Genomic DNA, 26,473 nt, shown 5'->3' with positions numbered 1-26,473 from the left:
GATAATATGAACAATTAAATCGGTATAGAGTGTGTATATCTGGATTAAATGTTTAAAAAAAAACCGCTCAATAAAGAGCGGTTTTTAAATAGATTACATTGTAATCAAAATTTTATTTTTGACGACGTCTGCGAGCAAAACCAAACATGCTCATAAGGCCAAGGCCGAATACAGCAACTGTTGATGGCTCAGCCACTTGGAAAGTAACTGCAGCAGTGTGGTCATCAGATACTAAAACAGTGCTACCGTCAGCGCTTACTGCTAAAGGTGCAAGAATGTTAGCTTCTAACTCATCGATAGAAACTGTTTGCGCAGCACTCAATACGATATCAGTCAATGTATCTTCAATATACTGTTGGAAAGAAGTAAATACTGTGCCTGCAACATTAGAAAAGTAAAATACTTCTTCGCCTGCAGCAGTTAAGCTTGAATCCGTCACTAAACTTTCTACAACTTGCTCACCAATGTTAATGCTGCTGTAGCTGAACATAGTGCTCATCAACAAAACAGGGCCGCTTAGGAACGAAGTACCTGAAGCTTGGTTGAATGGGTCAGAAACATCGTAAGCATAAATGTCAAGAGAACCGCCAGTGTAATCAACACCAACACCAGAAACCAAATCGCCTTCTAATGCAAGATCAAACGATAAACGTGTTTGAGAAAAAGGGAACGTAGTGAAATCAACACCTAAACCACCTGGTGAAGGCGTGTAAGTGAAAGTGTTTTGGATAGCAGTACCATCTAAAACCATGTCAGCGAAGTCGTCATAAACTGGAGATGTTAATACACCGCCGAAATCGTAACCGATTAACGATGTACCAGCGCGTGTTGAAACTTCGTTGGTAACAAGGTTTACTTCAGTGTATGAATCGTAAGAAAGATCAAGCTGTTCGATAGGACCTAAAGGATTAACAGTCGCATCGTCAGATAAATCAAGATAAAAAGGGGTAGCTGCGGCTTGTCCACTAAGCACTAAACCCGCAGCTGTAATCGTTGTAAGTAGTAACTTTTTCATTTCTGCTCTCCGTAAGTATGCAGCGATCTAAATATTGCATTTTTACAAAGCAGTTAGCGTGCCACTATTTAAGCTGTTGATTTTGTTGACTAATAAAATTGGTCGAAAAAGATCTGTAAATAAACTCGACAATTCTATCGGCGTTTTTAGCGGAAATATCATTATTCTCAACATTATGCCCAAGTGAGGCTTGAATATGCTTAAACATAGCAGCAAAGCCTTTTGGTAGGTTTTTATGTAGCATCTCGGGCGTTATGTAATAAGCGGCACGTTTTCCGTGGTAATCCACAACAGGACCAATTTGTTCGAATTTTATCCCAATGAAGCGCATTGAACGAGCTAGACGTGGCTCCATCATTACATAAGTGTGCTTAATACCTGAATTAATTGATATTGACGCTGCCGCTAAGTAAAGCCCAATAGCAATAAAAGGAAAACATCGAAGTTCAGTTTCCGAGTACGTCGATGTATTGATCACACCTGTAGATGCACCATCAAACTTATCGCTATTACGACGGCGAAATTCTTCAGGTACTGCTAATCTCGATACTTCACAAATTTCGCTACGCTTGAAATTTGCCGGGTTAAGTTCTGGATGGGTTATCGAAGAGGGGCAATATTTTTCAATAGGTAATAATTCATCTTCTTTTTGCGGGCGAACGAGTCGAACTGTACCAGCAAAACGATGTGTCTTTTTATGTTCAATCATGCAAGCTGTAGAGTAAGCATCAAACTCGTCAATCTCTAGTTTTGATTCTCTTTCTGGTTCAAAGCCTTCTTCTACGCAATAGACTTGATGTCTAATGCCGTAAGATTGTTCTTTTAAATCCTTATTGCTTGCGACAAGTGGTGTTAAATACGCAGAAAAGTGCGAAGAGATTTCTCTGACCTCTTGTAACTTTTGATATCCACTTAATGCTTTTGATATTCTACTTTTTTTTCCAAATATAGTTTGGATCGTAGAAATTAATTTCCTTTTTTGCATGTTAATTCGTACCTATTTATAAAGACCATACATCCAGAAAGGCTATAAAGGTATCTGCAACCTAAGCAGTGCAACGTCTAAGCAGTATAGATTGTATTCCTAATATTATGAACGTATTATTTTTGTAGTTGTATTTATTAGTAAATATAAGTGAAACTGTTAGTTATATCTTTCCTGATGTCTACATTGATATCGATTAACCAAAAGGTGCATCGTGAAAACAGACTCAAAAAGTAGAGCTTTAGTGCTATGCGTATTCATAATGGCTTGTATTTTATCGGCACAAGCACTAGCAAAAAATCTCGTTGAGCTGACTAAAAGCTCGGTAAAATCTACGGTGGCCATTGGGTTGCATAGCCCTTTGAAACACACAACACCTCAAATAAAAGGCACAGGCTTTGTTGTTGGTGATGGCAAACACGTTGTTACAAACTACCACGTTGTTGACGAAGAGCTAGACCCTACTATAGTCGAACACTTTGTTGTGATGTTGCCAGATGGCAAACAAGTACGCTTTGATAAAGTAGAAATACTGGCCATTGATGAAAAACATGATTTAGCATTATTAAAGGTTAATAATCCTTTCCCTTCGTTTAAATTAGCCAATAACACCTTAGTTGATGCCGGCACGGAGCTTGCTATTTTTGGTTATCCATTGGGAGGAGCATTAGGATTGTTCCCTGCTGTCCATAAAGGCATAGTGGCGACGATTACGCCTGATTACATGCCTTCTAATAATGCGAGATCGCTTACTGCGAAAAGTCTTGATAGACTTAAGAATCCAGACTTGATTTATCAATTAGATGTGACCGCTTATCCAGGAAACTCAGGTAGCCCTGTTGTTAATGTTGAAACAGGGGAGGTGTTCGCGGTCATCAATAAAGTTTACGTTAGAGACAGTAAAGAAAGTGCGTTAACGCATCCTTCAGGCATTTCTTATGCTATTCCAATTGAGCACGTTCATGCACTGTTAAAGCGTGAAATGGAAAAATAGAAAATAGGACTTTTATGAAAATTCTGGTTACCGGCGCTGCAGGCTTCATTGGTGCGGCCGTTTCTCAATATTTAATTAATCGCGGTGACGATGTTGTTGGGATTGACAACATTAACGATTATTACGATGTCGCGCTTAAACATGCCAGGCTTGAGCAAGTTCAAAACTCAGCGGCAGGGGAACGCTTTACATTTATTAAGATGGGTGTTGAAGATCGCCCTGAAATGGCAGCCTTATTCGAAGACCAAAAGTTCGATAAAGTGGTGCATTTAGCAGCGCAGGCTGGGGTACGGTATTCAATTGAAAACCCTAATGCTTATGTAGATGCCAACTTAGTTGGCTTCATGAACATCCTTGAGGGATGTCGCCATAATAAAGTAGGTCACTTGGTTTATGCATCATCAAGTTCTGTTTATGGTGCCAATGAAACAATGCCGTTCTCAGAACAGCATAATGTCGATCACCAAGTAAGCTTATACGCAGCGTCGAAAAAAGCGAACGAGCTCATGGCGCATACCTACAGCCATCTATATAACCTTCCTACCACTGGATTACGCTTCTTCACCGTATATGGCCCTTGGGGGCGCCCTGATATGGCGCTATTTAAATTTACTAAGGCCATATTAGAAGGTAAAACCATTCAAGTTTACAACTTCGGTAACCACAGACGAGACTTCACCTACATTGATGATATCGTTGAAGGGGTAATTCGCTCACTTGATAACGTAGCGAAGCCAAACGAAAGCTGGGATGCGAGTGCACCAGATCCTAGCTCTAGTAAAGCGCCTTATAAGGTTTATAACATTGGTGCACAAACACCTGTGCATTTGCTTAAATTTATCGAAACCTTAGAAGCGTCACTGGGTGTTGAAGCGAATAAAGAGCTTTTACCATTGCAACCTGGAGATGTTCCAGATACCTATGCCGATGTATCATCATTAGTTAATGACACAGGCTATAAACCGTCTACGTCTATCGATGTAGGTGTTAAAAACTTCGTCGATTGGTACAAAGATTTTTATAACATCTAGAAAGCCTGTCTAAAGTAATTTCTAGCCAGTAGAAGCCACTTTGAAAGATTGAAAAGCGGCGCACTTTTTGGGAAGAAATTCTTTAGTGGTTTCGTAACCAAGTTCAAACAAATGGTTCTTCATTTCAGCGGTTAACGCAAAGTCTACCGCTGAAATTTCTCCCGTATTAATGACTACCGTGTTATGCCAGTATTTCGCGTTGATATATTCCCTAGATATTGCGGTCATAAAGGTACGTATCAACATAGATAAATACTGTGGCAGAAGCAGTACCCCTTTCTTAATTATTTTGCGTTTTTGAATAGCACTTTGAAGTCGAAAGCATACTGTAGGCGTGCCATCATGTTGCCAATCTTCAAACAAAGCATCTTCTGATAATATCGCGCCGTCTACCAATAAGTGTTCTTTGAAAGGTTTAAAGGAAAAGAGTAGAGGGATAGACATTGAATAACGCACGGCTTCTGACACCTTCATGTCGGGGGTATTGTCCTTTCCAAACAATACAGGGCCGCCACCGTTTACATCGGTTGCTAAAATAGTAAGCGCGATAGGAAGGTCGGCAAAAGTAATGCCTTCAAGCTTATCATCAATCCAGCGTTCGAAATGATCGCCCGACGACAACCCGCCTTCTCGCAACAACCGCCATACAGAAAAAGCAGTAAACTGTTTGAAGTCGGTGGCGATGACTAATTCACGCATCTCTTCAATGCTATGACCTTTGGCGTACATCGCCGCAATAATTGAGCCCCCAGAGACGCCCACGAGGGTGTTAATTTCTACATTTAAATCTTTAAGCGCTTTAAGTATGCCTATATGGGCACTAAGCCGTGTGCCCCCGCCCGACAAAATAGGCACGATGGAAGCGGGTACCTTAGCAACGGGTACCGATGAAGTTACCTGCATGTTTTTAACTCCAGTGATTATAGTAAAAGCGTAGTAGAGTTAGCCGAGCCTGCCACTTTATTGGTGTACTAGTATGTTTACTTAACAAGTGATTAAGCACTCATGTTAGCAGCGCTGAATGTGCAAGATAGTCGTGTCTTAGAATGTATTTGTAGCGATAAAAACAAGGTGGGGATAAATCGGTAAAAATGGCGAACTTAACTAACCTTAATGATAAGTTAGCTAAGCTCGACATTGCTTTTTTACTGGCGTAGCCATAGAAATAACGACAACGAATACACCATTGTGTTAACTCGGCTAATTTAGCCTGATCAATTTCGCTAGACTAATTTCGCCTGATCAATTTCGCTAGACTAATTTCGCCTTCATCTCACGGCGTCTCGCGTGCAGTAATGGCTCTGTATAACCACTTGGCTGTTCCTTCCCTTTAAAGATAAGATCGCTAGCGGCTAAGAAACCAATTGAGCTATCTAAGTCCGGCATCATGGGGATATATTCTGCGTCGCCAGCATTTTGCTCATCCACTAGCTTTGCCATACGGCGAAGTGATTCATCAACTTGCGCTGCACTTACAATGCCGTGCTCAAGCCAATTTGCAATATGCTGTGATGAAATACGTAGTGTGGCCCTGTCTTCCATCAGTCCAACGTTGTTAATATCTGGCACTTTAGAGCAGCCTACACCTTGATGCACCCAACGGACCACATAACCTAATATACCTTGCACATTGTTATCTATTTCGCGCTGTATGGTATCGGCTGATAGTGAATCTTTGCTTTCTAGCAGCGGAATAGTCAAGATATCGTTAAGGCCTGAGAAACGCTCATTTAATCCTTTTTGAATGTCGAAAACATTTACATCATGGTAATGCAGAGCGTGCAAAGTGGCAGCGGTAGGTGAGGGAACCCAAGCGGTATTCGCGCCAGATTTTGGATGTCCAATTTTGGCATCCATCATATTTTGCATTTCATCGGGAATAGGCCACATGCCTTTACCAATTTGTGCCTTACCAGAAAGACCACAGCGAAGGCCGACCGCTACATTTGCGGTTTCATACGCTTTAATCCAAGGCATGGTCTTAAGGGTCGCTTTCTCGGCGAAGGCTCCTGCAAGCATAGACGTATGAATTTCATCGCCTGTTCTGTCTAAGAAGCCGGTATTAATAAATACAACACGAGACTTCGCAGCATTGATACAGGCATCTAAGTTAACGCTGGTGCGGCGTTCTTCATCCATGATACCCATTTTCAATGTGTTTTTAGGCACATTGATAACGGTTTCAATCTTGGCAAATAGGGCATCAGAAAAGGCCACTTCTTCAGGGCCATGCATTTTGGGTTTAACAATATAAATGCTGCCATGACGAGAATTTTGGAATGGGCTATTATTCAGTAAATCATGCTTGGCGATGAGCGAAGTCACTAAACCGTCCATAATACCTTCTGGTACTGGCTCACCATCAAATAGCATAGCGTCGTTTGTCATTAGATGACCTACGTTACGCACAAACATAAGGCTACGCGCGGATAAAGACAATTGCTCCTGGTTCGTTACATGTTTTGAAGGCGAGTACACTCTATCTTCATGCATGGCGCGAACGATGGTTTTGCCACCTTTGTTCATTTCAATGCTTAAAGAGCCTTTCATTAGCCCCAGCCAGTTGCTGTACACCAGGGTTTTGTCTTCGGCATCAACAGCGGCGACTGAGTCTTCGCAATCCATAATGGTAGTGAGCGCGGCTTCAATTAACACATCTTTCACACCAGCGGCGTCAGTTTTACCAATAGGGCTAGTAATATCTATCTGAATTTCAAAGTGCAGGCCGTTGTGAATAAACAACAGCGCAGTGGGAGCAGTTATATCACCTTGGTAACCTTGCCATTGCTCGGTGTTTGCAAGTGTGGTGATGTCACCATCGGTTAACGAAATCGCTAATTTGCCGGTTTCAATTTTATAACCGGTAACATCTGCGTGACTTCCCTTCGCAAGTGGAAGCATATTGTCTAAGTAGGCTTTCGCTTTCGCTACCACTTTCTCGCCACGCACAGGGTTATAGTTTTTGCCGGGTTCTGCCCCGTTCTCATCGCTAATAACATCAGTGCCATACAAAGCATCGTACAAACTACCCCAGCGGGCATTAACAGCATTTAATGCATAGCGGGCGTTGTTAATTGGTACCACTAATTGAGGGCCAGCCATGGTAGCAATTTCTGCATCCACGTTTGTGGTATCGGCTTGCACCGTTTCAGGCTGTTCTACTAGATAACCAATTTCTTTTAGGAAAGTAATGTACTGCTCACCGAAAGCGGGGTTTCCTGCTTTGTGATAGTTATCGATAGCGAGTTGGAGTTGTTCTCGTTTTTCTAGCAGGGCACGATTTTGAGGAACAAATTCTGAAAAGAGGGCTTCTGCACCTTGCCAAAATGCGTCTGGCTGAACACCAGTGCCTGGCATTGCCTGTTGGTTGATGAAGTCATCGAGTTGCTCAGCAACCTGTAAACGGCCTCGTGTAATATAATTTTGCATAACTACCTCTATACATTTTCTGTAGCTCTAGTGTAGAGAGTATAGAGGCAGTTTTTTAATTTATGGTTCCTATCTTTGCCATTTCTCCAGTGAATGTTTGTGTGCAATTAGTATTCACATGTGAAATCGTAATAGCGTGAAGCAATATGGTGCTCTAGCTGTCACTCATTTCATTTGCTACATCACTAATCAAACGGCGTAACCAAATGTGCCCAGCATCATGATGCAGTAGCGCACTCCACGCCATTTTTAACGCAATAGGGGGAATATCAAACGGTGGTTCTTTCACCACAACGCTAGGATCGTCTTTGAATAACTTTGCCGCTTTGCTTGGTAAGGTGGCTATAAGCTTTTGCGTTTTCGCTATTTGTAATGCGGCGTGGTAATGGCGCGTAAACACTCTAATAGCACGCTGTTTGCCGATTTTGGTTAGCTCAGCGTCTACCCAACCTAGCTTCTGTACTTCCGTTGGGTCAATACCTACACCAACACCAAAGCCGGTTTTACTTACCCAAATATGTTGAGCGTTTAAATAACTGTCTAAGTCGCACTTTGCTACGAGCGGGTGGTCTGAACTCATCACACAGCTAAAGGTATCGTACCAAATCACTTTTTGATGAAAAGACAAGGGCAGCTCTTCAAAGCGGTTAATAGCCATATCGACCTTGCCTTGCTCTACATCATGGAAGGTTACGTCACTAGGGGTGATTAAATCTAATGTGATATTAGGCGCCAGGTCAGCTAACCGACCTACTAGCTCAAGCAATAAAGTGCTTTCAGCATAGTCACTGGTCATGATACGAAAGGTACGTTCGCTAGTCAGCGGATCAAAATCGGTTTCAGGTTGAATTGAACTTTCAAGCCGACTTAGTACGTCACGAATGGTAGGTTGAAGTTCCAATGCTCGTTTTGTTGGCGTCATTCCGTCGCTGGTGCGCACCAATAATGGGTCTTTAAACAAGTCACGTAAACGCTTAAGCCCATTGCTCATTGCAGGTTGCGTAATACTTAGCTGATTGGCCGCTTTTGTTACACTGCCTTCGCGCAGTAAAACATCTAAATATACCAGTAAATTTAAGTCGACCTTCGCTATATTCATTATTGTAATGCTCTTAATAAACTCAATTAGACAGGGCTATTATAAAGCCTTTTTAATCTGCTGTCAGATACGCTTTTGGTCTTACGTTTAAAAAGCGTAAAATGCTTAAGCTACTGAAAAATATATTTAATTATATTTATAGTGCTAATTTGGCCATAACGTCCAAAATTTTGCGACATGGTAAATTCAGATAAATTCGCTGAATAATAAAAAAAGGCACCCGAAGGTGCCTTTGAACAAAGTTGGGATACTTTGTGTTTAAACGTCGAACTGGTTCATGGTGTTATCATCACCAGAAGCTTTAAGTGCACCTTCACCAGAGAAGTACTCTTTGTGTGTATCACCTAAATCTGAACCTGCCATTGCTTGGTGTTTAACGCACGCAAGGCCTTGGCGAATTTCTTTGCGCTGAACACCGCGAACATAAGCCAGCATACCTTCTTCACCAAAGTAGCCTTTAGCCAAGTTGTCAGTAGACAATGCCGTAGTGTGGTAAGTCGGTAGTGTAATAAGGTGATGGAAGATACCCGCTTCACGTGCAGCATCTGCTTGGAAGCTCTTGATTTTTTCATCAGCTGTAGTGGCTAGTTCAGTTGTATCGTACTCTTCGCTCATCAACTTAGCACGATCGTATGCAGAAACATCTTTACCTTCTTCTGCCCAAGTATCAAATACTTGCTGGCGGAAGTTCAGTGTCCAGTTGAATGAAGGAGAGTTGTTATAAACTAATTTCGCGTTTGGCACTTCTTTACGAATGGCATTAACCATTTCAGCAATCTGACCAACGTGAGGCTTTTCAGTTTCAATCCACAACAAGTCTGCGCCGTGTTTAAGTGATGTTATACAGTCTAGTACTACGCGGTCGAAACCAGAGTTGTCTTTAAAGCGGAACAAACCATTAGGTAAGCGCTCAGGCTTCACTAATTGTCCACCTTGCTTCAATACAAGGTCGCCTTCAGATAAGTCGTCAGCACCGTTAACTGGTGTTGTTTTTAAGAATGCGTTGTACTGAGCCGCAAGGTCGCTTTCAGAGGTTGATACGGGGATTTTCTGTGTTAGACCAGCACCTAGTGAATCGGTACGAGCAACAATAACGCCATCATCTACGCCAAGCTCCAAGAATGCATAACGAACCGCATTAATTTTAGCTAGGAAGTCTTCATGTGGAACTGTTACTTTACCATCTTGGTGTCCACACTGCTTTGCATCAGAAACTTGGTTTTCAATTTGAATACAGCAAGCACCGGCTTCAATCATTTGCTTAGCAAGCAAGTAAGTAGCTTCTTCGTTTCCGAAGCCCGCGTCGATATCGGCAATAATCGGTACTACATGTGTTTCGTAGTTATCAATCTGGCTTTGAATAGCAGCTGTATCGCCGCCATTGGCTTTCGCATCATCTAGCTTATGGAACAAGTCGCCTAACTCACGAGCGTCCGCTTGACGCAAGAAAGTGTATAACTCTTCAATGAGTGAAGAAACGGTCGTTTTTTCATGCATTGATTGATCTGGAAGAGGTCCGAATTCAGAGCGAAGGGCGGCTACCATCCAGCCTGAAAGATATAAGTAGCTCTTATCAGTAGTACCTTGGTGTTTTTTCACTGCCAACATTTTCTGTTGACCTACAAAACCGTGCCAGCAACCTAAAGACTGAGTGTATTGAGCCGTGTCAGCATCATAATCTGCCATGTCTTTTCGCATGATAGCAGCAGTGTAACGCGCAATGTCTAACCCAGTCTTGAACCGGTTTTGGATTTTCATTCTAGCAGCGTACTCAGGGCTAATGCCTTCCCAAGCACCTTTTTGTGCTGCTTTTAACGTGGCGAAGTTATCAATATCTGTTTGATACTGCGACATGAGCGTTTCTCCCTACTATAATTGTTTTCAAATGTTGTTTTGAGAATTCGCATTGGTGCGTTCTCTTAAGCTTCCACTTCATCCTAGTGCGGCAATCAAAATAATAAAAGTGTATAATTTGGATTGCCATCATTCATGATGTGAATATTTGAGGTGGTGAGAAGTTTTGAAAAGTATCGAGAGTCGGTACTTACCTAGCATCGATGTTCACTAATATTCGTAAGAACGTGATTTGTGGACTAGCTTTTACTGTGAAGAATAAAAATTAGGCGGGTTATTAGCATAATTGATAATAGGTTTCTGATTGCAGGACGTGTAAATTCTTTTGACACTTGGCTGTATTTCAGCAAATGGCAACAGGCATTCCGAATAATTGATTTAGAGAATTAAAGTGAGTAACGATGAGTAACGGCGTCCTTTCCTCAGTTGATCAGCGCACTAAGCTAGTGGGTGAAAATAGGCTTGAATTGCTGATGTTTCAGTTGGGTTCTCGTCACATCTTTGCTATGAATGTTTTCAAAATCAAAGAAGTTATCAACATTCCTAAATTTAATAGCATGCCTGGTTCTCACCAAAACCTTAAAGGTGTGATGAACTATCGAGGCAGTGCCATTCCTATCATTGATATACGTCAGGCGATTAAAATGCGCGGCGGTTCAATAGGTAGCGATGCACATAACGTTATCATTACAGAGTACAACCGAACTGTTCAGGGTTTCATTATTGGTAAAGTAATGAACATTGTGAATACGTCTTGGGATACTATCCAGCCGCCGCCCAGTGGAATGGGTAAAACTAATTACCTTACTGCCATCACACAAGTTGAAGTACAAGGTAAAAAAGAGATTGTTGAAATTATTGATGTGGAAAAAGTACTTGCCGAGATCATTGATTACGATATCTCTATTTCCGACAAAGTGCTTGATAAAGACATCGTTAATCACTTTAAAGACAAAAAAGTACTGATTGTTGATGATTCAAGCACGGCAAGAAAACAAGTTAGAGACACGCTAGAGCAATTAGGAATAACCATCATTGAGCGAAAAAATGGTGCTGAGGCATTAGCCTTACTTCAAGAGTGGGCGGATGCAGGTAAGCGCCCCAGTGATGAAATATTGATGATGTTTACCGATGCTGAAATGCCAGAGATGGATGGCTATAGATTAACATCGGAAGTACGAAATGACCCCAGAATGCAAGATCTCTTCATAACGCTAAACACCTCATTAAGCGGCAGCTTTAATGATGCTATGGTTGAAAAGGTAGGCTGCGACCGGTTTATATCCAAATTCCAACCCGATATGCTTGTCGAAGTAGCCCAACAACGACTTCGAGACTTCCTCTCAGAAAATTAGTTATTCCTCAAAAGACATTAACCCCCTGTCTACGCTATTTACCCTTAATACTTTGAGAAAAGGGCAGGTCTGCCTTACACTAACGCCTTCAATAATAAGCATGTTCAACATTCTCGCCATCTTCTGGTGAATATTTTGTGCAATGTGTGAAATGACACAATTCTTAAATGCGACCCATTTAGGATGAGGGTCGTCCGCGCCCTCGTTTTTTGATATATGGCGCTTTTTTAGTTCTCAGGGAAGTTTCATGATTTATAGTAAACGCAAACTATTAACCACCTTAACACTATGCGGCTCGCTTTGTGTATTGTCTGGGTGTGGCTCTACATCAAATGAAAGTGCGCAAAAGACAGTCGCGCAAAACTCAGCACCTAAAAATATTATCATGGTGGTCGCTGATGGAATGGGGCCTGCTTTCACTACGGCTTACCGTAACTATGTTGATGATAAAAATACCCCTGAAGTAGATGCGGTAGTATTCGATGATATTCTGATGGGTAATGCATCCACTTACCCAGCTCCAGTATCAGGTTTTGTAACCGATTCAGCTGCTGCGGCCACCGCATTAGCGTCTGGTGTGAAATCTTATAACGGTGCAGTTGGCGTTGATGTAGATAAAAAGCCGGTTAAATCGGTTATGTATTACGCCAAATTGAAAGGCATGCGGACAGGTTTAGCGGTTACCTCACAAATTGTTCACGCTACGCCAGCGGCTTATATTGCACACAACGAAAGTCGTCAGAACTACAATGCCATCGCCGACGATTTTTTCGATGTGCGCGTAAATGGTGAGCTTGTTGCTGATGTAATGCTAGGTGGCGGTACTGATTATTTTGAACGCGAAGATCGCAATATCATTGGTGAGTTCATCGATGCCGGTTATGAATATACTGATACCTACAACCGTTTAGCTACTGTGCCTAAAGGCAGCAATGTATTGGGCTTATTTGCACCGGTAGCTTTACCTGCCATGCTGGACGACAGCCGCGACAATCGCCTTAAATACTTAACAGAACATGCAATCAAGCACCTAGAAAACGACAATGGGTACTTCTTGTTGATTGAAGCCAGCCAAGTAGACTGGGCGGGTCACGCCAATGATATCGCATCGGCGATGGCTGAAATGCAAGACCTCGCCTACACCATAGAATTCTTAAAGACTTATGTGCAAGCGCACCCAGATACCTTGGTTGTTTTAACGGCTGATCACAGTACTGGCGGTTTAACCATAGGTGCTAGAGGTGACTATAGCTGGAGCCCAGAGTATTTAAATAATCTGCAAGCGTCACTGGGTACTATAGCCAAGAATATGGTTGAGCAAGATAATCCAGGTGAATATGTTGCAACGACTTTTGGTTTTGATGTTACCGATGAAGAAATTGCCACGTTCGACAGCATTGCGCAGCAAGATGTAAAAGCGCGCTTTAATGCCTTGAAAGTATTTTTAGACAATAAAACCAATACAGGCTGGACAACATCAGGTCATACCGGTGTCGATGTAGAAGTATTCGCGTTCGGCGCTGGGCATAGTGATTTTATGGGGCAAATAGACAATACGGATATCGCTAAGAAGATTTTTAACTTCATTGATAAACGTAATACGACTACCCAAGGTATCTCAACAAATGTTGAGTTAATAAAAGCAACTGATAAAAAAGACGCGACCAACACAAGTTGTGACTTTAAAGAAAATTGGCGTTGTGATTAAAAAAATAAAGGAATACTGCGCTAATGCTTGAACTGTTAGAAGCCATTTTTGATGAAGTAAAACCTATGCTAGGAGAGGGGAAAGTCGCAGACTATATTCCTGCGCTAGCCAGTGTAGACCCTCATCAATTTGGCATTGCCATTTGTGATATAGAAGGGCGCATTACATCAATTGGTGATGCCGACGTGCCTTTTTCTATTCAAAGTATATCCAAAGTTTTCAACTTAGTGCTTGCTATGAATCACTATGGCGAAGATATGTGGGAACGGGTGGGCTGTGAACCGTCGGGTCTGCCTTTTAACTCGCTAGTGCAGTTGGAGTATGAAGATGGTATACCACGAAACCCGTTTATTAATGCGGGGGCATTAGTGGTTAGTGACATGACACAGTCTCGTTTCGCCTCACCTCATATTGGTATGCGAGATTTTGTTAGGCGCCTATCCTGCAACGATAATATTTTTGCCAATAAAGTGGTTGCTGACTCTGAATTTGAGCACCGAGCTAGAAATGCAGCAATGGCCTATTTAATGAAAGCCTACAACAATTTCGAAAATGAAGTTGAAGATGTATTGCATAGCTACTTTAACAACTGCGCATTGGAAATGAGTTGTGTTGATTTAGCGCGCGCCACAAACTTTTTAGCTAATAGAGGCTACTCTATTTGTGCCGATGAACAGGTACTAAGCCCAGACCAAAACCGTCAAGTGAACGCATTGTTAGCTACAAGCGGTATGTATGACGAAGCGGGGAGTTTTGCCTTTAAGGTTGGCTTACCGGGGAAAAGCGGGGTTGGCGGGGGAGTGATTGCCGTAGTACCTGGTCGCTTTTCTATTTGTGTGTTCTCTCCTGCGCTAAACGCGGTAGGGAATTCCCATTTAGGTGTTGCTGCGCTTACTTCATTGAGCAAGCGCATTAATTGGTCGGTTTACTGATTAATAAAATCATCCAACTCTTCGCCAGTGATCTTCTTAATCTGGCTGAATAAATACCATAATGCAGTAATAAGCAAAATCATGCTAGGGATAACAATGACTGGGTAGCTCAACGCAGTCATTCGGCCTAGCTCTTCGGTATACGCCGTAGTGCCTGGCTCGCTTACTAAAATCACTTTAGCCAAAATATAGTTTAAGGCGGAAGATAAAAAGAACGAGCTGGCCACAATGTATGAACTTACTGCGACTTTGCGTTTAAACAAAGCCTGTTTGTTTTGTTCATCAAGTACGCGGTTCAAGTGAGGCCAGTTTATAATTTGGTCGTTTAAGATCAGCATTTTGACCAGCGGCTTTTCAGTGTATTGGGTGATTAATACTGCTAAACCAATAGCAGCAGGAATAGCCGCTTCTTTAATGGCAATATACTCGGCAGGTAGTTTTAACAAACTAAAGCCGCCAGTCAGCAATACACTGATAATACCTAAAACAGAAAATCCGTTTACTTTGCCTGATTCTTTTAAATCCCATAGTCCGTAACCTATGGGGAAAGCGAGTGCTGCGACGATACTCCATTCTGGGCCTAAATAGTCTTCAGAGCTAGCATAGCTCATTAACACCACGGGTATAATAATGTTGAAAGCAAGGTTGCCGAAAAAGCCCTGATTTTTTTGCTGAGATTGTACTTCTGCCATAACGCCTTTATCTTTCTCTTATTAGCCGCACTGTTTAATGGACTACAATTATACGGCATCCATTCAGCGTGCCCAGTGCCAAGCGGCAAATAACCCACCTAAAAAGCCAAATAGATGATATTCAAATGAAATAAACCTAGAGGTTGGCAATATACCTACCAACATTCCGCCATAAACGATGGCAACAATAATAGAAATAAGTAGGTATTTGATTTTTTTGCTTTTAAAGCCGGCTAAAACTAAGAAGCCGAAGTAGCCGTAAACCATACCACTTGCGCCAATATGCATAGCGCTACGACCAAAAATCCACACGCCCAGGCCGCCAATAATCAATGCACTTGCGGTGGCGATGAGGAAGGTGCGCTTTCCCCACTGCATGGTAAGCCACATAAACAATAACAAAGGGATAAAGTTAGCCATTAAATGCGACGGCGTACCGTGTAAGAAGGGGGCTGTGAAGATAAAGGGCAAGTGAGACAACGAGCGTGGATATACACCAAACTGATTTAAGCTGTTTCCAGTTACTAAGTTCACTATCTCAATGACAATGAGAAATGCGCCTAAGGTAAGTAACACGCGAAGTTGAAAAGACAGTGGCTTCATAAACAGTATTTTATTCCTTCATTATCACACTTTGTCTAGCGCGGTAGTATTGGTGGCAATTAAGCTCATCAAGCAATAAAGTTTAGTTGCTTGATTACAAGATGATATGGGGTAGATATCGAGACAAGTCTTGCGTAATCGCATTGCTGTCTTCGCGTACCGAAATACCTGCAGGCATGTCATCTACCAACCAACTACCGATGAGTGTATGGTTTCCATCAAACACAGGGAGGGGGTGAAAAGCTTGCACAATAAACCCTTCTTCTCCATACGGGCCAGGACTTAATTCCGATTCCTTTCCATTTTCAATCAATGAAATATTCGCGCCTTCTCTTGAAAATAACGGCTTTTTCACCCACTTTCCACCATGTATCGCATCATGAGGGATATTATGTGGAATATCGTCGGCGAAATAGGCAGGCAGTAAATTAGGATGGCCTTTAAATTTCTGCCACAACAAAGGCAGTAATGCTTTGTTTGAAATAATAGACTTCCACGCAGGCTCTAACCAATTTACTTTCGCATCGGCGAGGGCATTACCGAACTCTTCTCGTAAAATAAACTCCCAAGGATAGAGCTTAAAGCAATCGGTAATGGGGGCATTGGCAAGGTCGGTAAATACGCCAGTATCTGCCAAACCAATATCTTCAATAAAAACAAAGTCGCTTTTAATACCGGCTTCTTGGGCGCAGTCTTGTAAATACTGCACCGTACCGCGATCTTCTTCTGTGTCTTTGCAGCAAGAAAAGTGCATTTGATTCACTTGATAATGCTGGGCTATTTCACCAAAGCGAAACACTAACTTTTCTTGCAAGCTATTAAACTGATCTGCATTTCGTGCTAATACACCCGCATTCACTTGCTGTTCTAACCACAGCCATTGCCAAAAGCCTGACTCGTACAAGCTGGTGGGCGTATCGGCGTTGTTCTCAAGAAGTTTTGCGGGGCCCTTGCCGGAATAAACTAAATCTAGGCGGGAGTACAAGCTAGGGTCGCGGTTGCGCCAACTGTCTTTCACTAAATCCCAGTGGGCTTCAGGAATAGAAAAGCGGGTGAGTAACTGCTCACTATTAACCACATCATCAACCACAGCTAAGCACATTTGATGAAGCTCTGCGGTGGGATCTTCAATGTCTTTTTCAATCTGAGAAAGAGTAAATTGATAGTAGGCGCGCTCATCCCAGTAGGGTTCGCCATACATAGTATGAAAGTGGAACCCAAATTCGCCGGCCAATTGCTGCCAACCTTTGCGTGGCTGGCATGGCATTCTAAACATGGCTTACCCGCCCCAACTTCCTTTGCGTGAGCTACTTCCCCACGACGATTTTGCCCTAACACTGCTACCGAAACCGCCGCGTTTCATGGTGCGGTTTACCGTAGGTTTAGGTTTTAGTGTATCTGAGCCCACTTTGTAATTGCGTTTGCGAATATCACCACTAAAGACGTTACCATCGGCGGTAACCCAACGAGAACGATAAGAAGAGTAGGGGGAATATGAGGTATAGAGCGGCTGTGAATAATAGCGATTTGGTGATAATAACTGGCTCACCATGAAGCCGGCCATGAAGGGCATAAATACACTACCCGAATTGGTATTTACCGTACGACATTGGTTGGCTCCAAATTCGTACTCACAATCGTATTCGCTATTGAAGCGAGGGCTGGTGCGCATCGCTTCTTCTGTCGCGGTTTTATAAGCTGCATCACAGCGTTCTACCGCATCAGGGAAATCTCGCTTACAGTCTTCCAATGAAGTATAAATTTGTGCGTCTTGTTTCTCTTCACCGCAAGCACTCAAAAAAACACTGGCAATACCAATAGCCAGAGGCTTTAACGCGTAACTTTTGCGCATACGAGAAAGGTTGATACCTGAGCTACGTTTACGGCTGGTGGCTACACCTGATTGGCTATCCATCATTTCGTCTTGTTCGGCCTGTGATTTATTAGAATTTGTCATGGATCCCCCTTAATAGGTCATGCATGCCGCATTTAATAAACCCACTGCAATAGACATACTGGCTAGCATTACGCCTGCAGAGACTTCATTTTCGTTAATACGCTGTGCAATCTTAGGCATAAAAGTGAAGCGTAATAATGCAAAGGCTAACGATTGCGCGATAATAGCGACAACAGCCCAAATAATGAAATCGACAATGGCGACTGAGTGAGTCGCTGCGCTAGCAAGTGCAATGGCAAAACCCACAATCGCGCCGCCAAAACCAATGGCAGCTGCTACGTTTTTCTCTTCTTTTACCAGTTTCCACTCATCGTGAGGGGTAACTAAGGCATACACAAGTTTGAAGACGAATAAGAAAACAATTGAGAGGCCGAAATACACCGCAAAGTTATCTAATCCTGCCAATGAGTCCATAATAGTGTCCATAGAACGTCCTTACCTTTTTTATATGTCGGTTAACCGTTTATCGTAATGTCTGCGGGCTCTACATCAAACCCAGTGGAAATAACTAGGCAGCGGTCAAAATTACTTCCCACTATCTTTTCTTCACCCGCCACCAGTAATGACTCCACTCTATCATTTTCTATCTCTCGTTCGTAGAGCATCATAAACTGATCAGTTGTGCTGATATCTTCATCTTCTTCGTAGGTGGTTTCTGTCACTGCCACAGGCGGTGATTCAGCCCCTACCGCTTCCCAAACTCGTTTAAATACTTTGCCATCAAGGGTATAAGTCGGTTGGCTAATCAGGGTATTAACGCATGATTTCCATTGTTGCTCACTGCCAATGGTTTCAGTGCTATAAAAATGCCATAGCTTCACGTCTGTTATATGGTTTTCTGTAAGCCCGCCATCTAACACAACCTGCAGAAAAGCGTCATCATCAGTGTAAAAACGCAGTAAAGTACCGCCTGTATCAAGCGGGGCTTCGCCAACGGCTTGAATAAGTTGTGAACGTGCAGCGCCTTCTATCGTGAGCGATGGCTCTAGTAGCGACAGCTTTAAATTATCTAGCTCGAATGAACCACCTAGGTATAAGCCCATCACTTCTGGGGCTTTAGGTTTCTCGGGCGCTTTTTTCTTAAATAATTTACTAAACACAATACACTCCTGTGCTATTCGGCGTCTAACGATGGCCAGTTAATAGCATTGATACGCCTGTCGGCAATGTAAAATAAGGTATCGCCTGGTGCTAACGTCGACTCTAATGGTGGGTTCACCACCATCTCTTTAACTTGTCCGCCAGGGGCGTAACCAATGAATATGGCATCGTGTCGACGCTTTAAGTTCATAAATAATTTGGCGACTGAAATACTTGGGCTATCGCTAGGAATTTTTACTGAAAATTGGGCTTGGCCTTCATCAACGCTAAGTAAGTCGTGATGCAGCATACTAGAGCCTGGGTCAAACGCTGCTTTGGCTAGCATTTCAACGGCCACACTGGGTGTGCATTCCACTTTCGGGCAATGCTCTTGTAGTAAACCGACTAGGCTATCATCGTTAAAATAAGCCACTTGATGGGCTTGTGGATTTCGCTTTGAACAATACAGTGCGGTGGTCATGGTCACATCGTCTTGCGGATTGTCGATCAAAATAGTTTGCGCTGAATCTATACAGGCTCTGTCCATATCATCATCTTTATTAAACGAGTCTACTTTTACAAACTCAATGATGCCGGGCATGGGGTTGGTAATGTCGGCTTTTACACACAAGACAATGTCAGGCCGCTCGGTCATGTCTTCTCGTTCTTGCAGTAATAAATTGAGCAGCAGCATGGTGCGCTGTTCATTCCAACCAATCACTAAAATATGTTTACTAACGTGAAGGCTTGTCATGCCCATTACCCCTTTTCTCCATTGTCCAGATACCCAAGCTGCAATTCGGCCAATCACCATGGCAAAAATACTGAGTCCTAGCGGTATAACGTAAAATGCAACGATGAGTTTGCCCGCTGATGTGTTGGGCGATAAGTCGCCATAACCAACGGTAGATGCAGTGACTGCTAACCAATAAATAAAGTCTGCTTGTGCAATTAACGCATTTTCATTGGCAGCATATAAAAGCCAATAACTACTGACCCCATAAAAAGCAGTTGCGCCTAAAATGGTGTACCAACGAGACTCGGCGAAATACTGCAACATTATTTTGCGCAGTTTTGTCCATTGAGACATAGCGAGAAACAACCTTTGTTTGTCTTTTCTTAACTGTGCCTTTAAGCGGGGGAGATGTCTATAAAAGACAAAGCGGGAGCCTAAGCTCCCGTTAAATATTACTTTATTTGCCTAAAATACGAGCAAGCTCATCATCGGCTGAGGTTTTGCCCCCTTTAATACCGGCTTCTGAGAGGCGCTTTTCTAAATCGCTGCTCGACTCTTCAGTGGCAAGTTCTTCTGCCGCTTGAAGTTCAGCGTTACGCATCTTCTGCTTATCTTGAATGCGTGAAAGCGATTCCGTTGCGGTTTTCATTTTGCTGTTCGCGCCCATGTGGCGAGATGAAACAGCAACTTGCGCTTTTTGTACACTTTCAGTGGCTTTCACCATATCCACTTGCTGCTCTAAACGGCGCAAGTTCGCTTTTGCTTGTTGGATATTCTGTGCCAATTGCTTCTCTGATTGTTGGAACTGATCAAGATACGCTTGTTCTTGCGCTTGTTCTTCTTTCAATTCAGACACTTTCTGAGCACAATCCAGGGCTAACTGGCGATCGTTATCAATGGCTTTTCGTGCATGCGCTTCATATTCAGCAATGGATGAATTAAAGCTATCTACTTTTTGTTGAGACAACTTACATTTCGCTAAAATCTGCGTTCTTGCATGATCAGATTTACGTAACTCTTCTTTAGCTTCTCTGATTTCTTGCTCCAGAATACGGATAGCTTGGCTATCTACTACCGACTGTGCCGCTTCGTTGGCACCACCCTTTACTGCAGTAACTAATTTTTTCCAAACTGACATTCGCTTCTCCTTCGAAGTAAATATTAACTAAGGTGTGTTTCGTAGGCATCTAAAAATGATGCGACGTTCTGAAACAGTGTTTCTACTTCAATCACAATACTTTCTGACTTCGACTGTGCACTGAGGGCACCAAAGGCAACGTAGTACTCTTCGTCACCAACAGTCGAAATGCCTACCGTGGTTAATGGGAACAGCATGTGGGTAGATAAAATCTCGTGATCTAAAGCCGCTTTGTTTTTCACTTCAGATGAAGCAAACAATAAGGTTTCTACTAAAATTTGCTCGCCGCTTATAGCTAGCCACGCGTCTATACCGTCTTGATTCGCAATGAGTAAACAGTTTTCCTCACGCGTCACCACAAAGTCATCGTGCCCTTTAAACAAAGATTCGATGCTCTCTAGATCCCAACTCATACAGTTCTCCTTTTCGATTGAAGCGATAATGTCGAGTGCCACTGTAACCACAAATTACGCACTCGCCAATATTCTTGACTTGCAGTGTAGACCGATTATGCCATAATCGTCAACAACGAATGCGCTTTAAATGTGTAAAAAAGTGTGTTTTTGTAAACTATACGTCACAAATGGGGTGTTAATTTGAGTGCTAAAAATGCATGGCGACAAACCGTAGCACGACTCGTTAAGTCTGAAATGTCTGTGCGTGGAGTAAAATATCAAGCGCTCAGCATGCGTTTAGCCGACATTGGCATAGAACAAAGTGCTGATAATCTGAGGAACAAAGTGAATAAAGGCATTATGGGCGCAGATTTGTTAGTACAAATATTATACGTACTTAAAGCGCGAGCAGTAGATGCGGCGTTAATCGAAGAAATCTTAACTGATCTTGACGATACAAACAGGTAAAATACTTTATCTCAAAAAGATATGAAGTGAAAAGTTCGCTCGGGAAGTCGGTAGCAATCGACAGGCGAAAAAAAACCCGACAAGTGTCGGGTCTAAGATAAGGAATGTTAAGGGAGAACATCATCACTATCTGGGCTGAATCTTAACCGTTTAAGGTTTTTTCTTCTATCTTTGTTTGATATTTAACCGTATTGGGTTCTATAAGTAGGTATGGCAAATTATACATGGCTACTTTAGGCTAATAAAAATAAGAGGTTGGGTGAGTGGGTGAAATTGTATTTTGGTTAAAAATGCCAAAGTGCATGAAACTTAAATTTACTTAATATTCAACTTTTGTCTTAATTCTTTAGTTCAATTTTAGCGTTTTTAAATAGTACATATGAAATTATCAGATTATCGCTTCACACTTCCAGAAAACCTTATTGCCAAGTACCCAACAGAAGACAGAACGGCAAGCCGTTTACTTCAGTTGAATGGTAAGTCGGGCGCTGTTACTCATTCTATGTTTAACGACATGCTGTCGTTAGTTGAAGAGGGTGACCTTCTGGTATTTAATAACACTCGGGTAATTCCTGCTCGCCTGTTAGGTAAGAAAGAAACCGGCGGGCAAGTTGAAGTGCTTATAGAACGTATTTTAACCGAGCACACCGCTCTTGCGCATGTGCGAGCCAGTAAAGCACCAAAGCCTGGTACCCGTTTATTGCTAGAAGATCATGTAAATATATCGGTTGAAGGACGTGATGATGCCTTGTTCTTACTGCGCTTCGACCATGACGAAACAGCACTTTCGTTGTTAGAGCAGTATGGTCACATGCCATTGCCACCCTATATTGACCGCCCTGATGAATCCACCGATAAAGAGCGCTACCAAACGGTTTACAACGAAACGCCAGGGGCAGTTGCAGCACCTACCGCGGGCTTACACTTTGATGACGATATGCTAGCTGCGCTGAAAGCAAAAGGCGTTAATTTAGCCTTTGTTACCTTGCATGTTGGGGCAGGTACTTTCCAGCCTGTAAGAGTGGAGAATATTGAAGAGCATAAAATGCATGCCGAGTACGCCGAAGTATCCCAAGACGTGGTAGATGCCGTATTGACAACCAAAGCCAACGGCAAGCGGGTTATTGCGGTAGGCACGACATCGGTACGTTCATTAGAATCTGCGGCAAAAGCCAGTGCAGAGCAGGCAATAGAAAATAATGCGGGAGAAAGCCCTGTGATTGCGCCTTTTCATTCCGATACCGAAATTTTTATCTACCCAGGTTTTACCTTCAAAGTCGTCGATGCCATGTTCACTAATTTTCATTTGCCTGAATCGACACTTATGATGCTAATAAGTGCTTTTGCTGGCAGGGAGAATGTTATGAATGCGTATCAAGAAGCTATCGAGAAGGAGTATCGATTCTTTAGTTACGGCGACAGTATGTTTATCGAAAAAGCCTGATTAAAGCCATAACAAAAACGATATTTTAGGGAATAGGGCAGAGGATGACCGCCCTATTTCTTTATCTCAACGATAAACATGCGTATTGGGCATGATCTCAGAAGAATAACTGGTATAATCGCCCACAATTTCGTTTGACCCAGCGCCAGAGTGCGCACCTAATTGGGAACGCTTTACATGCAATTTGAGTTGTTGAAAACCGATGGTAAAGCCAGACGCGGGCGTCTGGTTTTTGATCGTGGTGTGGTAGAAACCCCAGCATTTATGCCAGTGGGTACCTACGGCACAGTAAAAGGGATGACCCCTGAAGAATTAGAAGACAGTGGTGCACATATTTGCCTTGGCAATACGTTCCACTTAATGTTGCGTCCAGGTACTGGTGTTATCCGCCAGCATGGCGACTTGCATGACTTTATGCATTGGGACAAGCCAATCCTTACTGATTCAGGTGGTTTCCAAGTGTTTAGCTTAGGTGATTTACGTAAAATTACCGAAGAAGGGGTAACCTTCCGCTCGCCAATTAACGGTGAGAAGATTTTACTTACGCCAGAAAAGTCGATGGAAGTGCAACGTGACCTAGGCTCTGACATCGTGATGATTTTTGATGAGTGCACGCCTTATCCTGCGACTGAGCAAGAAGCGCGAGTATCCATGGAAATGTCTCTGCGTTGGGCGAAGCGAAGCAAAGAATCTCATGGCGATAGCCCTGCTGCTTTGTTTGGTATCATTCAAGGTGGTATGTACGAAGGTCTGCGTGATGTATCGCTAGCTGGACTTGAAGCTATTGGCTTCGACGGATATGCCATTGGTGGCTTATCAGTTGGTGAACCTAAAGAAGATATGATCCGCATTATCGATCATACCGCGCCGCAAATTCCAGAAGACAAACCTCGTTATTTAATGGGCGTGGGTAAGCCAGAAGATATCGTAGAAGCGGTGCGCCGTGGTATCGATATGTTCGATTGCGTTATGCCAACCCGTAACGCTAGAAATGGTCACTTGTTTGTTACCGATGGGGTAGTAAAAATTCGTAATGCGGTACACCGCAATGATACGTCGCCTCTTGATGGAAATTGTGACTGTTACACTTGTAAAAACTATTCTCGCTCTTATCTACATCATTTAGATAAGTGTAATGAGATTTTGGGTGCGCGTTTAAACACCATCCATAACCTTCGTTACTACCAACGTGTTATGCAAGGCCTTCGCGATGCTATTGAAGCAGACTCGCTGGATGATTTCGTACACACTTTTTATGAACAAAAAAATATGCCGGTTCCGGCACTATAACAACGAAAATAATTGGGGAATTTTATGAGCCTATTTATCTCAAGCGCACACGCGCAAGCTTCTGGTGGCGCTGCACAAGGCGGTGGCATGGAAATGATCATCATGTTGGCCGTATTCGGTTTAATCTTTTACTTCTTACTTTATCGCCCTCAAGCGAAGCGTGTAAAAGAGCATAAAAACTTAGTTACCTCACTGGGTAAAGGCGATGAAGTGCTAACACAAGGTGGCATTGTTGGTCGTATTACCAAAGTGTCTGACGACAAAGATTTCATCGAAATCTCTCTTAACGACACGAACAACATTGTTGTACAGAAGTCGTCTGTAACAGCAGTGTTGCCAAAAGGCACTATGAAGTCGCTGTAATTGACAAACGCCGGGGCCGGGACCTTCCCGGTACTGGCACGAAAGGAACTATCCAGTGCTAAATAAAAATTCAATCTGGAAAGTGCTAAGTACGCTTATTGTCATTGGACTATGCGCACTTTATGCACTTCCCAATATCTACGGTGAAGATCACGCTGTGCAGATTTCTGCAGGCCGTGACGCTGTTGTAACCGAGTCAATGGTAGGCCAAGTTGAGTCTACGTTGGCGGCAAAAGGTATTACTCCTAAGCGCATCGAATTCGAAGATGAGCAGATTCTCGTTCGCATCTCAGATTCAGACACTCAATTAGTTGCCCGTGAAGCATTGGAAGATGCATTAGGTGACGATTATTTTGTGGCAATGAACTTAGCACCTGATACGCCAGAATGGCTTGAAGGGTTAGGTGGCACGCCAATGAAGCTCGGTTTGGATTTACGTGGTGGCGTTCATTTCTTAATGGAAGTGGACATGACCGAAGTGATCACCAAGTCATTGGAAGATGCTGAAAGCGGTTTTCGTACTTCTTTGCGTGAAGAAGGCATTCGTTATCGTGGTGTTACGCAAAAAGAAGATTACGTAGAAATCACCTTCCGTGATGAAGAAACGCTTGATAAAGCAGAGTTTTTCTTACGTAACCAAAATCGCGACCTTACGCTAAGCCAAACTGATGACTTAGTGCTTCGTGCAGTATTTTCTGAAGCTAAACTTCAAGAGATTCGCGAGAACGCGGTTAAGCAAAACATAACGATCATTCGTAACCGGGTTAACCAATTAGGTGTTGCTGAGCCTTTGGTTCAAAAGCAAGGTGCCGACCGTATTGTTGTGCAACTTCCAGGTATTCAAGACACCGCTCGTGCAAAAGAAATTCTAAATGCAACGGCAACGCTAGAATTTAGAATGGTTGATCAGAAAAACGATGTACGTGATGCATTAAATGGCCGCGTACCAGCGGGCTCTCAGGTTATTGAAGACCAGCAAGGTATTCCTCAGTTGCTTGAAAAACGCATCATGCTTACGGGTAGTCATATTATCGATGCCAACAGTGGCGTAGATGAGTACGGTTTACCTAACGTTAATATTTCTCTTGATTCAGAGGGCGGCAATAAAATGTCTCGCTCGACCCGCGGCAACATTGGCAAACCAATGGCCACGGTGTTTATTGAATACAAGTCAAATGGCGAGCGTAATAAAGACGACAAGCTTATCTTTGAAAAGCATGAGCAAGTTATCTCTGTTGCCACCATCCGAGCTCAGCTGGGCAGTAAATTTCAAATTACCGGCCTTGATTCTCCAAAAGAAGCCCGCGATTTAGCTTTACTACTTCGCGCCGGTGCATTGATTGCCCCTATTCAAATTGTTGAAGAGCGCACGGTAGGGCCAAGCTTAGGTAAAGAGAATATTGAACTTGGTACGCAAGCTATTGTGTATGGTTTGTTAGCGGTTCTGGTATTTATGCTTATTTACTACAAAGCTTTTGGTATTGTGGCAAACATTGCACTTATCACGAACTTAGTGATGATTGTGGGTATTATGTCGATGATCCCTGGTGCTACGCTAACCTTACCCGGTATGGCAGGTATTGTACTTACCGTTGGTATGGCGGTAGATGCTAACGTGCTTATTTTCGAGCGAATTCGAGAAGAGTTGCGTGATGGAAGAAGCCCTCAACAAGCTATTCATCATGGCTATGACAGCGCGTTCTCTACCATTTTAGATGCTAACATCACCACGTTTATTGCGGGTCTTATTCTGTTCGCTGTAGGAACCGGTCCAATTAAAGGCTTCTCTATTACGCTAATGATTGGTATTGCTACCTCTATGTTTACTGCTATTTTACTGACACGCGTTATCGTTAACGCAGTGTGGGGCGGTCGACGTAATGTACAGAAATTAGCGATATAGGA

Annotated in this window: 25 protein-coding genes; 10 read left to right on the top strand and 15 right to left on the bottom strand. The window is 42.9% G+C overall.

Annotated elements, in window-relative coordinates:
- Positions 1 to 112 precede the first annotated feature (112 nt).
- The gene (locus AVL57_RS13655) at positions 113 to 1,015 is read right to left on the bottom strand and encodes a PEP-CTERM sorting domain-containing protein (RefSeq protein WP_057790511.1); all 903 of its coding nucleotides are present in this window, start codon (positions 1,013 to 1,015) and stop codon (positions 113 to 115) included.
- Positions 1,016 to 1,079: 64 nt separating this feature from the next.
- Complete coding sequence (locus AVL57_RS13650) at positions 1,080 to 2,000, bottom strand: PEP-CTERM/exosortase system-associated acyltransferase (protein ID WP_082604869.1); 921 nt, start codon at positions 1,998 to 2,000, stop codon at positions 1,080 to 1,082.
- A 262-nt stretch (positions 2,001 to 2,262) separates the two neighbouring features.
- Between AVL57_RS13650 and AVL57_RS13645 the strand changes: the two genes are divergently transcribed.
- Positions 2,263 to 2,994, top strand: a complete 732-nt coding sequence (locus AVL57_RS13645; RefSeq protein ID WP_057790513.1) for a S1 family peptidase — start codon at positions 2,263 to 2,265, stop codon at positions 2,992 to 2,994.
- Between the two features lie 14 nt (positions 2,995 to 3,008).
- The gene (locus AVL57_RS13640) at positions 3,009 to 4,025 is read left to right on the top strand and encodes an NAD-dependent epimerase (RefSeq protein WP_057790515.1); all 1,017 of its coding nucleotides are present in this window, start codon (positions 3,009 to 3,011) and stop codon (positions 4,023 to 4,025) included.
- 21 nt (positions 4,026 to 4,046) lie between these two features.
- On the opposite strand, the gene AVL57_RS13635 is transcribed toward AVL57_RS13640, so the two are convergent.
- From AVL57_RS13635 to AVL57_RS13620, 4 genes are all read right to left on the bottom strand, one after another.
- Positions 4,047 to 4,928 (bottom strand): patatin-like phospholipase family protein, encoded by an 882-nt coding sequence (locus AVL57_RS13635; RefSeq protein ID WP_057790517.1) that lies wholly within the window; start codon positions 4,926 to 4,928, stop codon positions 4,047 to 4,049.
- Between the two features lie 348 nt (positions 4,929 to 5,276).
- Complete coding sequence (locus tag AVL57_RS13630) at positions 5,277 to 7,454, bottom strand: malate synthase G (protein ID WP_057790520.1); 2,178 nt, start codon at positions 7,452 to 7,454, stop codon at positions 5,277 to 5,279.
- Between the two features lie 154 nt (positions 7,455 to 7,608).
- A complete protein-coding gene (locus AVL57_RS13625) occupies positions 7,609 to 8,553 on the bottom strand; it encodes a LysR family transcriptional regulator (RefSeq protein ID WP_057790522.1) in 945 nt (314 codons plus the stop codon).
- 258 nt (positions 8,554 to 8,811) lie between these two features.
- Positions 8,812 to 10,407 carry an isocitrate lyase gene (locus AVL57_RS13620; RefSeq protein WP_057790524.1) on the bottom strand — a complete coding sequence of 532 codons (1,596 nt, stop codon included), beginning with the start codon at positions 10,405 to 10,407 and terminating at the stop codon, positions 8,812 to 8,814.
- Between the two features lie 401 nt (positions 10,408 to 10,808).
- Between AVL57_RS13620 and AVL57_RS13615 the strand changes: the two genes are divergently transcribed.
- The 3 genes from AVL57_RS13615 to glsB all read left to right on the top strand — a co-directional run bounded on the left by AVL57_RS13615 (position 10,809) and on the right by glsB (position 14,402).
- Positions 10,809 to 11,762: a chemotaxis protein CheV gene (locus AVL57_RS13615; protein ID WP_057790526.1), complete on the top strand. Its 954-nt coding sequence runs from the start codon at positions 10,809 to 10,811 to the stop codon at positions 11,760 to 11,762.
- A 247-nt stretch (positions 11,763 to 12,009) separates the two neighbouring features.
- Positions 12,010 to 13,470, top strand: a complete 1,461-nt coding sequence (locus AVL57_RS13610; protein WP_057790528.1) for an alkaline phosphatase — start codon at positions 12,010 to 12,012, stop codon at positions 13,468 to 13,470.
- A gap of 23 nt (positions 13,471 to 13,493) precedes the next feature.
- Positions 13,494 to 14,402, top strand: coding sequence for a glutaminase B (gene glsB, locus AVL57_RS13605; RefSeq protein ID WP_057790530.1), 909 nt, complete (start codon positions 13,494 to 13,496; stop codon positions 14,400 to 14,402).
- Here the strand turns inward: glsB and AVL57_RS13600 are convergent.
- The 9 genes from AVL57_RS13600 to AVL57_RS13560 form a co-directional block, all read right to left on the bottom strand.
- A complete protein-coding gene (locus tag AVL57_RS13600) occupies positions 14,396 to 15,094 on the bottom strand; it encodes a VC0807 family protein (protein ID WP_057790532.1) in 699 nt (232 codons plus the stop codon). The two genes, glsB and AVL57_RS13600, sit on opposite strands and share 7 nt — an antisense overlap.
- A 63-nt stretch (positions 15,095 to 15,157) precedes the next feature.
- Positions 15,158 to 15,697 (bottom strand): rhomboid family intramembrane serine protease, encoded by a 540-nt coding sequence (locus tag AVL57_RS13595; protein ID WP_057790534.1) that lies wholly within the window; start codon positions 15,695 to 15,697, stop codon positions 15,158 to 15,160.
- Between the two features lie 94 nt (positions 15,698 to 15,791).
- The gene (locus tag AVL57_RS13590) at positions 15,792 to 16,973 is read right to left on the bottom strand and encodes a glutathionylspermidine synthase family protein (protein ID WP_057790536.1); all 1,182 of its coding nucleotides are present in this window, start codon (positions 16,971 to 16,973) and stop codon (positions 15,792 to 15,794) included.
- Between the two features lie 3 nt (positions 16,974 to 16,976).
- A complete protein-coding gene (locus AVL57_RS13585) occupies positions 16,977 to 17,654 on the bottom strand; it encodes a DUF1190 family protein (RefSeq protein ID WP_171008982.1) in 678 nt (225 codons plus the stop codon).
- Positions 17,655 to 17,663: 9 nt separating this feature from the next.
- On the bottom strand, positions 17,664 to 18,080 hold the full coding sequence (locus AVL57_RS13580) for a DUF350 domain-containing protein (protein WP_057790539.1): 417 nt from the start codon (positions 18,078 to 18,080) through the stop codon (positions 17,664 to 17,666).
- 29 nt (positions 18,081 to 18,109) lie between these two features.
- Complete coding sequence (locus tag AVL57_RS13575) at positions 18,110 to 18,754, bottom strand: YjfK family protein (protein WP_057790541.1); 645 nt, start codon at positions 18,752 to 18,754, stop codon at positions 18,110 to 18,112.
- Positions 18,755 to 18,768: 14 nt separating this feature from the next.
- The gene (locus tag AVL57_RS13570; protein WP_057790543.1) at positions 18,769 to 19,824 is read right to left on the bottom strand and encodes an ion channel; all 1,056 of its coding nucleotides are present in this window, start codon (positions 19,822 to 19,824) and stop codon (positions 18,769 to 18,771) included.
- Positions 19,825 to 19,927: 103 nt separating this feature from the next.
- Positions 19,928 to 20,608: a PspA/IM30 family protein gene (locus AVL57_RS13565; protein WP_057790545.1), complete on the bottom strand. Its 681-nt coding sequence runs from the start codon at positions 20,606 to 20,608 to the stop codon at positions 19,928 to 19,930.
- Positions 20,609 to 20,631: 23 nt separating this feature from the next.
- Positions 20,632 to 21,021, bottom strand: coding sequence for a DUF2170 family protein (locus AVL57_RS13560; protein WP_057790547.1), 390 nt, complete (start codon positions 21,019 to 21,021; stop codon positions 20,632 to 20,634).
- Positions 21,022 to 21,204: 183 nt separating this feature from the next.
- Between AVL57_RS13560 and AVL57_RS13555 the strand changes: the two genes are divergently transcribed.
- The 5 genes from AVL57_RS13555 (at position 21,205) to secD (ending at position 26,471) form a co-directional block, all read left to right on the top strand.
- Positions 21,205 to 21,471 (top strand): DUF6471 domain-containing protein, encoded by a 267-nt coding sequence (locus AVL57_RS13555; protein ID WP_057790549.1) that lies wholly within the window; start codon positions 21,205 to 21,207, stop codon positions 21,469 to 21,471.
- A gap of 379 nt (positions 21,472 to 21,850) precedes the next feature.
- Positions 21,851 to 22,915, top strand: a complete 1,065-nt coding sequence (queA, locus tag AVL57_RS13550) for a tRNA preQ1(34) S-adenosylmethionine ribosyltransferase-isomerase QueA (RefSeq protein WP_057790551.1) — start codon at positions 21,851 to 21,853, stop codon at positions 22,913 to 22,915.
- A gap of 177 nt (positions 22,916 to 23,092) precedes the next feature.
- Positions 23,093 to 24,205, top strand: a complete 1,113-nt coding sequence (tgt, locus tag AVL57_RS13545) for a tRNA guanosine(34) transglycosylase Tgt (RefSeq protein WP_057790553.1) — start codon at positions 23,093 to 23,095, stop codon at positions 24,203 to 24,205.
- A gap of 24 nt (positions 24,206 to 24,229) precedes the next feature.
- Positions 24,230 to 24,568, top strand: a complete 339-nt coding sequence (gene yajC, locus AVL57_RS13540; protein ID WP_013783253.1) for a preprotein translocase subunit YajC — start codon at positions 24,230 to 24,232, stop codon at positions 24,566 to 24,568.
- 55 nt (positions 24,569 to 24,623) lie between these two features.
- Entirely contained in the window at positions 24,624 to 26,471 is a 1,848-nt protein-coding gene (gene secD / locus AVL57_RS13535) for a protein translocase subunit SecD (RefSeq protein WP_057790555.1), read from the top strand.
- Positions 26,472 to 26,473 lie beyond the last annotated feature (2 nt).

The organism is Alteromonas stellipolaris, assembly GCF_001562115.1.
Classification (GTDB): Bacteria; Pseudomonadota; Gammaproteobacteria; order Enterobacterales; family Alteromonadaceae; genus Alteromonas; species Alteromonas stellipolaris.
The sequence above is the reverse complement of the archived record's forward strand: the minus strand, read 5'-3'. Positions and strand labels throughout refer to the sequence as shown.

Bases quoted from the DNA above. Each gene is read 5' to 3' on its own strand.
- AVL57_RS13655 (WP_057790511.1), bottom strand. From the start codon at position 1,015: ATGAAAAAGTTACTACTTACAACGATTACAGCTGCGGGTTTAGTGCTT.
- AVL57_RS13650 (WP_082604869.1), bottom strand. From the start codon at position 2,000: ATGCAAAAAAGGAAATTAATTTCTACGATCCAAACTATATTTGGAAAA.
- AVL57_RS13645 (WP_057790513.1), top strand. From the start codon at position 2,263: ATGGCTTGTATTTTATCGGCACAAGCACTAGCAAAAAATCTCGTTGAG.
- AVL57_RS13640 (WP_057790515.1), top strand. From the start codon at position 3,009: ATGAAAATTCTGGTTACCGGCGCTGCAGGCTTCATTGGTGCGGCCGTT.
- AVL57_RS13635 (WP_057790517.1), bottom strand. From the start codon at position 4,928: ATGCAGGTAACTTCATCGGTACCCGTTGCTAAGGTACCCGCTTCCATC.
- AVL57_RS13630 (WP_057790520.1), bottom strand. From the start codon at position 7,454: ATGCAAAATTATATTACACGAGGCCGTTTACAGGTTGCTGAGCAACTC.
- AVL57_RS13625 (WP_057790522.1), bottom strand. From the start codon at position 8,553: ATGAATATAGCGAAGGTCGACTTAAATTTACTGGTATATTTAGATGTT.
- AVL57_RS13620 (WP_057790524.1), bottom strand. From the start codon at position 10,407: ATGTCGCAGTATCAAACAGATATTGATAACTTCGCCACGTTAAAAGCA.
- AVL57_RS13615 (WP_057790526.1), top strand. From the start codon at position 10,809: ATGAGTAACGGCGTCCTTTCCTCAGTTGATCAGCGCACTAAGCTAGTG.
- AVL57_RS13610 (WP_057790528.1), top strand. From the start codon at position 12,010: ATGATTTATAGTAAACGCAAACTATTAACCACCTTAACACTATGCGGC.
- glsB (WP_057790530.1), top strand. From the start codon at position 13,494: ATGCTTGAACTGTTAGAAGCCATTTTTGATGAAGTAAAACCTATGCTA.
- AVL57_RS13600 (WP_057790532.1), bottom strand. From the start codon at position 15,094: ATGGCAGAAGTACAATCTCAGCAAAAAAATCAGGGCTTTTTCGGCAAC.
- AVL57_RS13595 (WP_057790534.1), bottom strand. From the start codon at position 15,697: ATGAAGCCACTGTCTTTTCAACTTCGCGTGTTACTTACCTTAGGCGCA.
- AVL57_RS13590 (WP_057790536.1), bottom strand. From the start codon at position 16,973: ATGTTTAGAATGCCATGCCAGCCACGCAAAGGTTGGCAGCAATTGGCC.
- AVL57_RS13585 (WP_171008982.1), bottom strand. From the start codon at position 17,654: ATGACAAATTCTAATAAATCACAGGCCGAACAAGACGAAATGATGGAT.
- AVL57_RS13580 (WP_057790539.1), bottom strand. From the start codon at position 18,080: ATGGACACTATTATGGACTCATTGGCAGGATTAGATAACTTTGCGGTG.
- AVL57_RS13570 (WP_057790543.1), bottom strand. From the start codon at position 19,824: ATGTCTCAATGGACAAAACTGCGCAAAATAATGTTGCAGTATTTCGCC.
- AVL57_RS13565 (WP_057790545.1), bottom strand. From the start codon at position 20,608: ATGTCAGTTTGGAAAAAATTAGTTACTGCAGTAAAGGGTGGTGCCAAC.
- AVL57_RS13560 (WP_057790547.1), bottom strand. From the start codon at position 21,021: ATGAGTTGGGATCTAGAGAGCATCGAATCTTTGTTTAAAGGGCACGAT.
- queA (WP_057790551.1), top strand. From the start codon at position 21,851: ATGAAATTATCAGATTATCGCTTCACACTTCCAGAAAACCTTATTGCC.
- tgt (WP_057790553.1), top strand. From the start codon at position 23,093: ATGCAATTTGAGTTGTTGAAAACCGATGGTAAAGCCAGACGCGGGCGT.
- yajC (WP_013783253.1), top strand. From the start codon at position 24,230: ATGAGCCTATTTATCTCAAGCGCACACGCGCAAGCTTCTGGTGGCGCT.